This window comes from Salipaludibacillus neizhouensis, assembly GCF_002886185.1.
Lineage (GTDB): Bacteria > Bacillota > Bacilli > Bacillales > Salisediminibacteriaceae > Salipaludibacillus > Salipaludibacillus neizhouensis.
Genome location: NZ_KZ614146.1, coordinates 3,350,091 through 3,363,661 on the forward strand (window position 1 = coordinate 3,350,091; position 13,571 = coordinate 3,363,661).

Genomic DNA, 13,571 nt, shown 5'->3' on the forward strand with positions numbered 1-13,571 from the left:
AGACTCCTACAAGATTAGCAAAAGCTAAAGACCCAGCAGGATCAACTTCTCAGGGAGACTGAAACATTGCCCCCGGAAAACAGTCGCCTAGAGAGGATTCGAGTCCTCTGTTCAAAGAAAAACAAGGAATTAGGTTTTGCTCTAATCCTTTTTCTCTTTAAGGTAGGCAACATTGTAAAAATGGACTTTGATTTAAGGATGTGTTGTGGGAACTAAAAACCACCAATTGCCATTATCAAGGTTGTTTTTAGAATGCTTATATTTACATAGTTTTAGACTGTTTTCCGTTCCCTAAACTATTCCCTTTAACTTTCCCCCTAAATTTGACGTCACACCAATATTAGGGAATAATTAATTTCAGGAGTACGATTTTATATAGAAAGAATGACAGAACTAAACCGCTTTGACCCTTAGATTTGTTGTTGGAAGCAGAGAACCGCCCGCCCCAATGATTTATTTTTCTAGAAACTTCATTTCATTATATGCCATTAATAACGGAGCAACTCCGTGACCATTATTTATTACAATCGGCTCACCATTAATATAATAATCATAGCTTCCATCACGAACAACTCCTAACTCAGGGTGTGTCCCTAGTCCAGCACTTTTACAAATGCCGCCAAACAAAACCTCGCCATTATTTTCCGTTAAATATTCATTGACCATACCATCAAAGGCATCAACACCGTACTTCGTATAGGCATCTGATAAGTAGCCAAGTCTTACCCCTTTTAGAATTCCGTAAGAGAGCATACCAGTACCACTAGTTTCTAAATAGTTTCCTTTTCTACCACTATATTCAACCACTTGGTACCATAGTCCACTATGATGCTGATAGCGTAGCATTCCATCTACTGATTCTTTTAAGAGATCCTTCAGTTCATCTGAATTTACGTCTTGATCTTCAAGTAATTCAAGAATATCTACCAGTGCCATCACATACCAGCCAACAGCACGTGACCATACGTGTGGAGATAATCCTGTCTCTTTGTCGCACCAAAACATGTCTCGGCTTTCGTCATATGCATGATAATACAATTGCGTTTCATCATCATAAAGAAGCTTTCGTACGTTTCTAAATTGGTTTATCGTATCTGAATAATCCTTTTTCTCTTCAAACTCTTTAATATACTGTACATAGAAGGGTTGTCCCATATAAAGGCCATCCATCCAAATTTGATGTGGATAGTTTGTTTTGTGCCAGAAGTTTCCTGTTTCCGTTCTTGGATACGTTTCGAGTTGTTTGTAAATTAAATCTATCGGCTTTTTATACCTTGGATCTTTTTCTTTTTTATACAAAGTATAGAGGATAGAAGTCATTCTAATTTGATCAATGCTATAGTAATTGATATCAATTTTCTCAACATTCCCATCCTCGTCAACGAGACGATCAATGAAATCCTTAACGAACTTGTAATCTCCTTCATTGCCAGTCTGCTCATAGCTATCAAGATAGGCTTTAAGAATACAACCTTGTATATAGTGCCATTTTAATTCATACCACTTCCCACAACCATCCTTATATTCCTCTTTCAATTTCTCTACTAAGTTATAAACCATAACTATACACCTCCATATTTTTAAAAGAATTGATTGTATAAGATAACTGGAATATGTTCGTATCTCCTACAAATCCCAACACCCCTCTCTCCCCTTTCCAAACCTTTTTCACGCCTTCTAAAAAGCATGAAAGTTATTTTATTGATTACGAAGTTCCTTCTCACATTCGAAACGCATTTTTACGAAGATATCTTTTTATATTCCGACGGAGTATACCCTGTATGCTTTTTGAAGACTTGGCTAAAATAACGAGGATTATTACCAAAACCAACGGCTTCGGCGACTTCGAAAACCCTTACTTCGTCGGTTTGTTGAATCAGTTTAGTTGCCTCCGACATCCTCAGTCTCATCAAATAAGTAGAGAATTTATCTCCAGTTTCTTTTTTGAATAATTTCCCTAAATAATCAGGATTCATAAAAAATACATCTGACGCGATATAGGATAACGATAATGCCTCCTCACCAACATGTGCATTTGTATAGACAAGCACTTGATTGACAATTTTATTTTGAGTTGTTTTCTTTGCTTCATAATTTATTTCCACAATCTCTAATGCCATTTTTTTGATAAATTTTTCTATCTCCTGAAGAGTGGAATACGTGTGAAAGTCTTTTACTTTTTTAAACATGTCATCCATAACATCCGTTTTTGTCTGCCTTATGAGTGACATCAACAGTTCAAAACAATGCGAGCGGACAATTTGTACTTCTGCTTTTGTATTTGTTAAGTCATGAAAAAACTGATTCAGGTATGAGACAGCTTCTTTTTCATTTCCGCTTCGAATGGCGAGAATTAATTCCTCATGGTTAAAAGAACGGGCATGATGAGAAGATTCTTCGACATAAATATCATTTGCTGTTACAATTCCCCCGCTCCCTAAATAAAATCGTTGCGACATTCCTTCAAGAATTTCTTGATAAAGGCTGTGCAGATTAGTGATCGAACTAATACTGCTGATTGAAGTTGTAAAGTTACTATCGTAATATGACTGCCATTTCTCCTGAACCCTTTTTATTTTCTCTATCAAAGAATGAGTTGGACTATCATCTATTAACAGAACAATACGCTCAGAAATGATGGTAGACAGTAAAATCCGCCGTGCCTTTCCTAGTTCACTCGTCACCATTTCCTTTAATATTAAGAGATTTTCATAATCATTTTTGTCATCAATAATAAAAGCAAGAAGTCTGTATGATTCCGTCTTCTCCTCCATTCCAAATAATTCTCGGTAGTACGACAACTCTTTCAGATCATACTTTTTATTAATTATAAATTCACGAAGAAATTGTTCCTTGGCCTTCGGAATAACTTTTTGTAAATTCTTCTGGATACCTTTAATAAATTGTTCTTTTTCTTCACCCATATCTAATTCATCAACAATTTGTTTCAACGCTTCTTCTATCTTCTTTTCATTGCTTGGCTTAAGGAGGTAGTGCTTTACTCCACACCTCATCGCGGTTTTAGCAAATTCAAATTCATTAAATCCCGACAATACAATAAAACGGATATCCGGAAAAATGTCATAAACTGCTTCTATTAATTCAATTCCATTCATTCCGGGCATTTTTATGTCTGTAACTACAATATCCGGAGGATTTTCTTTAATCCGTTCAAATGCCATTTTTCCATTGGAAGATTTCCCGGCTAAGCGTGCTCCGATGCTTTCCCAATCAACAATAGCGGCAATACCCTCCAGTATATTTATTTCATCATCCACGACAAGAACATCATACATCTCACTTCACTCCTTCACAAAAGGCAGTGTTATTGTTACCGTAGTACCCTGTCCTTTTTCACTCTCAATCTCAACCCCATAATCCTGTCCAAACATAAGATGGATTCTTTCGTTAATATTATATAGCCCTATACCAGACCCTTTCGATTTTACTTTTCCTTCATATATTTGTTCTATCGTTTCCTTTTCGATTCCAGATCCATTATCTCTAACTTTAATCGTAAGATTCTCCCCTTTAGACAAGATATATACAGAAATCTTACATGTTCCTACCATTTCTTCAAGGGCGTGCTGAATCGCATTTTCTACAATCGGCTGAATAGTAAGCTTAGGAATAAGTGAAGCATTCAGTTCCGGATCACCTTCTAACTCGAAATCTAGACGATCTTCATAACGATACTTTTGAATCGTAATATAATTCTTTACGATGTCGAGTTCTTCCTTTAATTTAATTAACGGGTCTTTTTTGCTTATAATATTTCTCATCATATTTCCCAATGCTTCCGCCATCGCTGAAACTTTCACCTGTTGGTTCATTTTTGCCATCCAGTTTATCGAATCAAGCGTATTATAAAGAAAATGTGGATTGATCTGCGACTGCAGCGCTTTATATTCCGTTTCTTTAATAACAAGCTGTTTCCTATAATTTTCGTTGATTAATTCATTGATTTTGTCGAGCATGATATGGAAATTCTGTTGAAGATCACCGATTTCATCTTTTAAATAATCCTTATTATCATATTCGATCTGATCAAAGTTTCCTTTTTGTACTGTTTTCATTTTCTGGGTCAACTCTTCAATCGGCTTTGAAATCGCGTTTGCCGAGCGGCGACTTATAAAAATAGTAATAAACACGACTAACAAAATATAAATTAACATTATTCTCGTAATCAGAGTTTTCTGACTGGATACATTCTCAAATGGAAGAATATTGTAGTATGTCATATTAAAAAATCTAGAAGACTGTGGGGTGACTAAATATTTTTCATTATCTATGTCTTTAATTTGATAATGATCACTTACTTGAAGGTCTAAAAAGGAATTTACTTCATTTGGCTGGAAAACGTCTGAATAAATGATATCTTTCCCCTGTGTAATAAAAAACTTTTTATTCGGAGTGAGATTTAAAGTATTATCAATCAGATCATCCAGATCGAGACTAATAATCAAATATCCTAAGTGGTCGAGCGACAATTTTTCTTGTTTTTTGAATTCCCTTGCTGCAAATAGAGTGTTACTCTGTTCGTCTCTATACCAAACATTGGACCCGCCAGCAGCATCTACTTGGGCTGTTATTTTTTCTATATCCACATCTTCAGAGGAGAATCCTCCTATACTAATTTTTCCATTTGCATCAACTATTTGAATAGACGGTATAAATGACCTCTGATTTACATACAATATGAGTCTCTCGATTATCTGCATTCGGGTAATATAGGATTCGTAACTAATTGTTTCTACTCTCAACCTATCTAAATAGGCTTGCAAATAATTGTCTGTCACGATTTGAAATGAAAATTCCTCGATTGCTTCTAATTCCCTATCAAGAACTGTAGAAGAAAGATGTAAGGTGTTTGCAGATTCTTCATAAATTTTATTCTCATAAATAACAGACAAATAATAAAAAGTTAGAATTCCCATTATGCCAAAAACAAACAAAAGTAAAAAGGTTAGTGAGAAGATTTTATTACTAATTTTTGTAAATCGATTAAATATATTCGTAGGATGTAACGCTTTCATTAAACGGATACAATGGAAATAAATAGTTGAGATAACCCGGGTGGAATTCTTCAACTAGCACCTCCTTAAGTTGCTTCATTTTGCTCTCAACGCCTTATTTTGTAAGCGTTTTCCATTTAATTTGTTTCGATGCACAATAATCAGCACACCAATTAACCCAGCCAATTCACCGACGGAAGCACTTATAGCCCCATTCACACCGTTCCATTGAGGGTAAACTGAGACTAATATGGACAGAGTAGTAAATACTACAAGTAGATTTAATGTCTGTGCAATGACCATATTCCGTGTCTGCCGCTGCAACATAATAAATCCATTAAAGAAGTCGACCCACGGGAAAATAAGTACTTTAAGGATAAAGAATTGTAACACGATTAACGTAGGTTCCGCCAGTGAGTCCTCGGCTCCCATTATAGTTTTCATGAACCACATTCCAACAGGGGTAAACGACATGATAGATAAGAGAAGTGCTGGGATCAGACTGAGAAAAACTATAAACCTGCGCACTTTTTCCTTATCAGCTTGATAATACTGCAGAACAAGTTGGTGCGTATACATAAAAAAACTGAGCATTAATTGAGAGATTGCAAATGCCAGTGCAAAAGAAGCAATACTCATCTCAATATCGGAGCTTTGAGTGAGAAAAACATAAATAATCGGTTGTAGCAGCGTTTGTAAAAGGAAGTAAAAAACGAGCGGCAAATAAAATGGCATAATATCTTTCATTTTCAATCCATCTGAGTTCTGCTTCGTCTTTTTAAGGATTAAATGTCCTTTCCAAACACTGACCACACATTCGATAAACATTCCAATTAAAAAAATAGCGGCACCAGCCATACTCGTTACTTGATCAGTATAAACAAACCAAAACGATACAAGAAACATACCAGCTAACCGAACAATGACACCAACCGTCAACCACTTTGTTGCAAAATGGCTAATGATGACCCCTTGATATATTCCACGAATGCCAGAAACGATAATCACAAGTGATATAACACTGAAGGTAAGTGAGATGGTATTGACCATATTATAATCAGCATTAAATAAATGAATAAATACCCAGTTTCCGATTGGTGTAAAGCTGATGGCCATGCTTATTGAGATCATAATCAAGCTCACATACACAAAAATAACAGCAAGAGCTTTAAAAGACCTCATGTCTGTGACAAGTGCCGAGCTTGTCTGACGGAACACTATCAACGGTTTTTCCACAAGCCCGAAACAAGCATGTGCTACTGCATAACAAGCGATAATAAAAGCAGCGTCTTCTCCTCTACTTAAGGTTCCATTGATGATGACATGCGTTACTGCTGTTAAACTTGAAGATATACCCAAGGGAATAAAAAATGCTATAAGATCATTATAAGATACATTGGAAGATCCATTCGCCAAGGTCAACCACTTCTTCCCGCATAGATAAATGTTACATTTTTATTTTGCTATTCACTTTATCTATAACAATGAACCGAACTGAAGCTTATTTGGCAGTGGCTAAGGTATGTAATCTCTTAAATTATTTTGCTCTATTCAAGTCTAATAATCCGATCCACTTCTTCTCTCTTTTAAAATAAAAATGAACAAATTTCCCGGCCAGGACTGCAAGGAATTGTTGAAAAATAATTGCCAATACCACTGGAAGCGCCGTAGTTGGAGGGAAAAAAGTCACTGCAAGTGAAGCACCCACTCCCGTATTTCGCATCCCACTGTTGTACATTAAACTAATCGCAGTCTCCTTCTCCCACTTCAGTAGACAAGGGATAAATAGACCCATGAGGTAAGCAATAGATGAAATAGTCCAAACAAGTAAAAATAAGAAAATCAAGGTAGCATCTATCGTTTGAAAGAACGGTGCCACAACAGCACTATTAATGAGGATCACAGTCATAATGGCTATTTTTGAAAACGGGGCTAACGTTGTACCCAATTTTTTCGAACTCCCACCTGTCACTCGGTTAAAAAATATACCGCATAAAGATGGAAGGACAATCATCCAGAATAGGCCATTCATCAGACCAAGTGCATCCATAGATACTTGCGTGCCAACCAAGAATTTAAGAGTAAGCGGAACTAGAAGTGGAGATAAGATGGTATTAATTAGTACTATTGCCAAGGTCAGCCCTGTATTACCGCCGAATATCCCCGTCCACATTAGTGTTATTACGCCAGTAGGAATCGTAAAAGCAAGAACAAGACCTGCTATCATATAGATATCATCAGGAAAAAAAATAAGACCACTAAGGTAAGCAAGAGAAGGAATGAAGAGCTGTAAAATAATCAAACAGACAACAATTGGAACCGGACGGGAAAAAGCTTGCTTTACATGAAACAGGTTAAGACTAAGACAACTTGAAAAACTGATAAAAGCAAAAATCCACTTAACGATCCAATCAAGCTCAGCCATCCCACTCCACACCGTTACGCCCAGACAAACTATTAAAGGGATCATGTACGGCATTGCCTTCTCTAATAAGAGATTAGTTTTTTTTAGCATTAAACTTCCTCTATTCTTTTACACAACTTCTAGCATTGAAATAAAGATTATCTATACTTATATATACCCCACCGCCTACGTCTCCATAATAAAATTGATAAAAACACCTGATCTATACAATCTACGAATGTAGGGATGGATCAGATCTTTTTCTATAGCAACGCCTAATAACTAATTTCGATTATATCGATACGATTTTAGCAATTTGTAATTAAGTGTAACCTATCAAATACTTTAGGAAAAGTCTGAATTTGTCCACTTAACAGAACTCTTATTTAACTTCAATCTTTCGTCAGCGTTAACCTTAACATTTTACTAGTTAGAGTCATTTCCTTCTTTAGTTCCGTTACCTTAAAAGAGATGGAAGGTTATTCAGCAGACCATAGTTACGTGGCTCTATTATATCAATGAACCTCCATCTACAGCTTGAATCTATCTTTATCACCTAAACCAATCCCCGTATAAAAAAGATTCTCTTTCGTTCCACCTTTTTAAATGATTGACAAGCCATCCACATATTAAGCTGAACAAGAAGACTTACGCCAAAAATTGGAATAAACCCCGGAAAAGAAATTAGAAAGTAATAGGTGGAAATACAAGTGATCAGCATCACCAAAACATTCCCAAAGAATAAGAAACTAAAAGCAATGGAGAATTTAACATATTGATAAAGTTTCAGATCAAAATGGACAAAAACTGGGAAAATATATAGGAGCATCAGAAGGAAAACAACTCCAATGATTGTCATGAGTACGTTGAGACTAAAGTAGAGCGATCCTTCGAAAGAACGAAAGAAATTTAAGTTAAAATACCAAAGGAGACCGAATGCAGTCAGACAAATACCAAGAATATTTGCTCTGAAAAACTCCTTTTTATAAGCTTCCCAAAATGCTCGAAATACCTTTACATCCTCTTCGCCAAGGGCTGTTTTTCGAGCTACTGCAAAGACAGCAGTCGTACTCGGTGCTATTCCGAAAATGATCCCGCCTAAAAGCGTGCAAAAGACCCACATGACATTCAGATAAAAAAAGTAACAAATCCATTGGCAAAGATTATATATACTTGTAAATAATCGACCCATTTCCATCACATTTCACCCCAGTCATTTGTCCGTTTATCGGATTTCATATATCAATAGTTTGTTAGTGTTGGCCGCGCCAACAAATCTTCCACCCGGATCGACTGTTTTTCTTTCACTGACTTCCAAACTGCTTCTCCGGTTGTTACTGCATATGCCCCATCCTTGCTACCTGACAAGATTTTATATGGTCTCAATGGGTCTTCACCTAGAAATATGTCTTCCTGAATCACCGGATCGCCACCGCCATGACCACCTTCCCGTTCGACTACGTGGATTATTTCTTTTGATCCAAACAATGGAAAATAGTCAATTGTCTGTACAGGTATAGGAAATGGAACTCTTGACGGAGCATGATATTCCATGGTTTCCAAGCGCCCTTTTGTTCCATTTATCGCCAATCGGTAGCCTTCATATGGAAGCGAAAAATTGATAGAATAGCTAAGCAATGCTCCCTGATCATATTTAATAGTCGCAGTGTAGGTATCTTCAATTGCAATTTCAGAATCAAAGATACACTGATCAGGACGATAATTCGTATATCCGCTGTGCTGCTTTATATCAGAATCGATATGGTCATCTTGAACCTTCATAGTATTACTACGGGAATTCCAGCGGGAATAGTAAGAACAGTTCCTTTTCACAATGCAACTCTCACAATTACGAGAATCTTCCTGCTCTGGGTTGTATATGCTCTCACTTCCATAGTAGTTCAAAGCACCGAAAGCGAATACTTCTGAAGGCTTCTGATCAAGCCACCAATTTATAAGATCAAAGTGATGGGAACTTTTATGAATCGATAACCCACCAGAAAGCTTGCGATCTCGATTCCAACGCTGAAAATAACTTGAGCCGTGATAGGTGTCAATGTACCAATTGAGGTCCACCGAGGTAACCCTTCCGAGCTTCCCTTCGAGAATCATTTCTTTTATTTTAGTATGATGAGGTCCATAACGATAGTTAAATGTAACGGTTACTTCACCCTTGCTGTTTTCTTCGGCATCCATAATTCTTCTGCAATCCGCTGCCGTAGTGGCCATTGGCTTTTCTGTGACCACATCAAGGTCATGCTCTAGTGCCTTAACAATATACTTTACATGTGTCTCATCACGGCTTGCAACAAGAATTACATCCGGTTTGGTTTCCGATATCATGCGGTCGAATTCGCTGTCTGCAAACTCAGGTACATTAATAATCTCTGGAAGCTGTTCCTTACATATAGCAAAGCGTTTTTTGTCGACATCCAGCAGACCAACCAGCTGACAGTTATCAGAGAATTTTTTTAACATGGGCTCAATGAACATACCGATAGCCCTTTTACTCACGCCACAAACCGCAAACTTTTTCAAGACAATCACCCCACCCCTTTATTTTCTTACCTAAATCAACTATGCTTTAAATGGTCTTAACCCTTCAAACCACTTGTACTAATTCCTTCCACAATATAGCGTTGAAAGATAAAGAAAATAACTATGATTGGAAGCAAACTTAATGATGTCATTGCGAACATTGCACCCCAGTTTGTAACTGCTTCTGGGTCGGAGAATAATTTTAGTGCCAAGGAAACCGGATATTTTTCTGGTGTCTGAAGATAAATCAAAGGTGCCATAAAGTCATCCCAGCGCCAGTAGAATGAGAAAATTGCAGATGTCATCAATGCTGGTACAACAAGTGGCAAGATGATACGGGTAAAAATTGAGAAAGTATTACATCCGTCAATTCTAGCTGCCTGATCGAGTTCTTTAGGAATAGTTCTAATAAACTGCATGATCAAAAAGATAAAAAACGGAATCCCGAAAAATGTCGGTAAAATGAGCGGCAGATAAGTGTCAATCCAGCCGAACCAGTTAAACATAATGTACTGAGGAATCATGGTCATTTCAAAAGGAAGCATCATTGTTAACATCATAATAACGAACCACAATTTTTTCCCTCTAAAAGGAATACGGGCGAATCCATATGCTATTAGAGCTGAAGAAAAAATACTTCCTACGGTTGAGATAATCACAATTATAAAGGTATTCTTATAGAAAGTTGTAAAGGTTATTCCAGCAAATCCTTCCCAACCTTCTACGTAGTTTGAGAATTTCCATGACTCAGGAAAAATAGCATGTGCATCAACAAAAACCTCTGAACTCTCTTTAAATGAACTTCCGAGCATCCAGACAAGTGGGTAAAGCATTATTAAAGTAAATGTCCCTAACACTAGATGCTGAGTTATTTTTTTTATTTTTTTCTTCGTTTTATATTCCACAATCGGGTCCTCCTTCTATTAGTTGTCATAATGAACCCAACGTTCTGAACTTTTAAAGATTAAAGCTGTGAAAATCGCAATAATTAAAAGCATCACCCAGGCCAACGCTGAAGCGTATCCCATGCTAAAGAACTGGAATGCTTGTTTGTACATGTACAGAACATACAGAAGCGTACTGTTCATCGGTCCTCCATTTGTAATGACAAAACTCGGAGTAAATGCCATGAAGCCTTGAATAACCTGCATAATTGTATTAAATAATATAACTGGAGTAAGCATTGGTACCGTGATTTTGAAGAATTGCTGGATCGGACGGGCACCATCTACTTCTGAAGCTTCATAGTAAGTTCTTGGAATATTACGCAAACCTGCTAAGAAAATCAACATGGATGAACCAAATTGCCATCCATACAATACAACTAGTGTCCAGATTGCTGTACCTGGGTCTCCCAGCCAAGAGTGGGTAGGCAACCCGACACTGGATAGTACTCCATTAAAAGCACCATCGTTTCCAAATAACTGTCTCCACATGATAGAAACACCAATACTTCCGCCAACAATGGAAGGTAGGTAAAGCAATGTTCTATACACCCCTACCATTTCAACCACTTTATTTAACGCTAGTGCAACTAATAAAGCAAAGACCAAACGTATTGGAACTGCCGTCCCTGCATATAAGAATGTCACTTCCATTGCTTTCCAAAACATAGGGTCGCTTGTGAACATTTCTTTGTAGTTTCCTAGTCCAATCCAGGTATTTCCTCCCACTAGGTTAGCTTCGTTAAAAGATAAATATAAAGAATAGAGTATAGGGAAAAGTGTTAGGGCAACCGTTCCAATGATAAATGGGGAAATAAACAAATAGCCCATTCCATTTTCATAACCACTTTCCATTTTTTTCTTTTTAGTTCTTTTAAAGTTAAATTTAGGACCTTTCTGATTGCTTTTTAAAGTTTTCTCTAGCGGGCTTGTTTCATCGTTTATTTGTTTCACCGTCATCACCTCTTTCTTCTATAAATAAAAGAGGTCCTGTTAACCCATAGAATTAGAACCCCTACACAGGACCACCTTACTTTCTACCTATTTAGCTAGTATATTCTCTGCATCTTTTCTGAATTGTTCTGATCCTTCTTCCGGTGTTAACTCACCATACATCACCAGTTCATCAATATTTACCAAAGTCTGTAATACTTCAGCTGCATCCGAAGGGAAGTTTGTGTCAGCAGGCGTGCTGTTCTTTCCAACATATTCAATATACTCATAAACCTGTTGATCGCCTTCACTTAAAATTGGTGCTAATTCCTCACGAACATCTGAATCGATTGGAACACCTCGATCTGTACCAATAATTTCAAACACTTCTGTTGCATTCGTGAAGAAACTGATGAATTTCGCCGCTTCTTCTTTGTGCTCAGAATTTTCACTGATAGACCAGAGCATAGATGGCTTCAGGTACATGCCACGATCATTGTTTTCACCAGGGAGCATAACCATTTCAAGTGGTGTCCCAGCTGCATCCTGAAGACTGCCTATTTGATTAGACCAAGAAGTTAAGTCCGTTGCCGCTTCGCCACGGGTAATTAATTCATCCTCGAGCCCTTTAATTTGAGATATAATGTCATAGGAAGGCATCAAATCGGAATCTATCATTTCCTTATTCCTTGTAAAATAATCAACTAGCAGCTGATCACCTTCATATCCAAGGCCTGTCCCATCTTCATTAAATAGTTTCTCTCCTTGCTCTCTTAAATAGTATTCGAAGTGGTTTCCCGGCTCTAACAAACGTGTACCATATTTACCGGTTGCATCATGAATTTCTTGTGCCATTGTCTGATAATCTTCCCATGTCCAATCGTGTGTAGGTGGTTCCACTCCCGCTTCTTCAAATATTTTTGGATTATAGATTGTAGCCATGGCGTTTGTTCCGGTTGGAATCCCAACCAGTTTCCCTTCAACCTTTCCAGAATCGATTGTACCCTCATCTGTTCCTTCAAGATCAATGGTTCCATCCTCTACAAAAGGAGCTAGGTCGGTAAGTAAGTTTTGGGCAGCATATTGGTTCACGAATTCACCAAAGTTTTGCTGCATAATATCAGGAAGATTACTCCCCGCTGCTTGGGCTGCCATTTTTTCAAAATATCCGTCAAACCCTGTAAATTCTGTCGTAATCTTCACATGTGGGTTTTGTTTTTCATACAATGTTATAACTTCTTTCGTCATATCATGACGTCCTTGCGACCCCCACCATGACATCCTCAATTCTACTTGTTCCTCACTAGTATCTGAATTTCCTGAACTGCTCCCTTCTTCATTTCCGGATGCTGACTCTTCTGCGTCACCCCCGCAGGCTGTAATTAAAAAGATCATAAAAGCAGTACACAACAACATTAGTATTTTTTTCATGTTTTTCACTCCTTTTCTATTTTGAAAGCGCTTACTTATTACTCACTTAATCATATGCTATGCTTACTTTTAAATAAATAAAAAATTCAGATATCATTGTCTAAAAACCAGACAATTGTCGGACATTAAAAAAATTAGTTACAAAGCCATTGTTATACGTTTCATTTTTGAATCTAAATAGATAAATTCTAAATAGATAAATCTGTCCAAAAAGGACAGATTTATTTCAATATTCTCTTATTATCGCATTTAGTAAAAGTAAAACATAGGAATTGATTACCTCAGCACTTGTTATTAACTCAACTT

Annotated in this window: 10 protein-coding genes; all 10 read right to left on the reverse strand. The window is 37.0% G+C overall.

Annotation, left to right across the window (positions count from 1 at the left end; genetic code table 11):
• Window positions 1-453: 453 nt before the first annotated feature.
• Window positions 454-1,560 (reverse strand): glycoside hydrolase family 88/105 protein, encoded by a 1,107-nt coding sequence (locus CEF18_RS15740; RefSeq protein ID WP_110937338.1) that lies wholly within the window; start codon window positions 1,558-1,560, stop codon window positions 454-456.
• A 179-nt stretch (window positions 1,561-1,739) separates the two neighbouring features.
• Window positions 1,740-3,296, reverse strand: a complete 1,557-nt coding sequence (locus CEF18_RS15745; RefSeq protein WP_110937339.1) for a response regulator transcription factor — start codon at window positions 3,294-3,296, stop codon at window positions 1,740-1,742.
• A 6-nt stretch (window positions 3,297-3,302) separates the two neighbouring features.
• A complete protein-coding gene (locus CEF18_RS15750) occupies window positions 3,303-5,090 on the reverse strand; it encodes a sensor histidine kinase (RefSeq protein ID WP_110937340.1) in 1,788 nt (595 codons plus the stop codon).
• Window positions 5,091-5,111: 21 nt separating this feature from the next.
• The gene (locus CEF18_RS15755) at window positions 5,112-6,431 is read right to left on the reverse strand and encodes a multi antimicrobial extrusion protein MatE (protein WP_110937341.1); all 1,320 of its coding nucleotides are present in this window, start codon (window positions 6,429-6,431) and stop codon (window positions 5,112-5,114) included.
• Window positions 6,432-6,552: 121 nt separating this feature from the next.
• Window positions 6,553-7,530, reverse strand: a complete 978-nt coding sequence (locus tag CEF18_RS15760; RefSeq protein WP_110937342.1) for a bile acid:sodium symporter family protein — start codon at window positions 7,528-7,530, stop codon at window positions 6,553-6,555.
• Between the two features lie 445 nt (window positions 7,531-7,975).
• Window positions 7,976-8,617, reverse strand: coding sequence for a YesL family protein (locus CEF18_RS15765; protein WP_110937343.1), 642 nt, complete (start codon window positions 8,615-8,617; stop codon window positions 7,976-7,978).
• Window positions 8,618-8,661: 44 nt separating this feature from the next.
• On the reverse strand, window positions 8,662-9,957 hold the full coding sequence (locus CEF18_RS15770; protein WP_110937344.1) for a Gfo/Idh/MocA family protein: 1,296 nt from the start codon (window positions 9,955-9,957) through the stop codon (window positions 8,662-8,664).
• A 56-nt stretch (window positions 9,958-10,013) separates the two neighbouring features.
• Window positions 10,014-10,862: a carbohydrate ABC transporter permease gene (locus CEF18_RS15775; RefSeq protein ID WP_110937345.1), complete on the reverse strand. Its 849-nt coding sequence runs from the start codon at window positions 10,860-10,862 to the stop codon at window positions 10,014-10,016.
• Between the two features lie 18 nt (window positions 10,863-10,880).
• On the reverse strand, window positions 10,881-11,756 hold the full coding sequence (locus CEF18_RS15780; RefSeq protein WP_110937729.1) for a carbohydrate ABC transporter permease: 876 nt from the start codon (window positions 11,754-11,756) through the stop codon (window positions 10,881-10,883).
• Window positions 11,757-11,942: 186 nt separating this feature from the next.
• On the reverse strand, window positions 11,943-13,265 hold the full coding sequence (locus CEF18_RS15785; protein WP_110937346.1) for an ABC transporter substrate-binding protein: 1,323 nt from the start codon (window positions 13,263-13,265) through the stop codon (window positions 11,943-11,945).
• Window positions 13,266-13,571: the final 306 nt, after the last annotated feature.

Coding starts and splice junctions, on each gene's coding strand:
- CEF18_RS15785 (WP_110937346.1), bottom strand. CDS start 13,265: ATGAAAAAAATACTAATGTTGTTGTGTACTGCTTTTATGATCTTTTTA.
- CEF18_RS15745 (WP_110937339.1), bottom strand. CDS start 3,296: ATGTATGATGTTCTTGTCGTGGATGATGAAATAAATATACTGGAGGGT.
- CEF18_RS15740 (WP_110937338.1), bottom strand. CDS start 1,560: ATGGTTTATAACTTAGTAGAGAAATTGAAAGAGGAATATAAGGATGGT.
- CEF18_RS15780 (WP_110937729.1), bottom strand. CDS start 11,756: ATGGAAAGTGGTTATGAAAATGGAATGGGCTATTTGTTTATTTCCCCA.
- CEF18_RS15765 (WP_110937343.1), bottom strand. CDS start 8,617: ATGGAAATGGGTCGATTATTTACAAGTATATATAATCTTTGCCAATGG.
- CEF18_RS15760 (WP_110937342.1), bottom strand. CDS start 7,530: ATGCTAAAAAAAACTAATCTCTTATTAGAGAAGGCAATGCCGTACATG.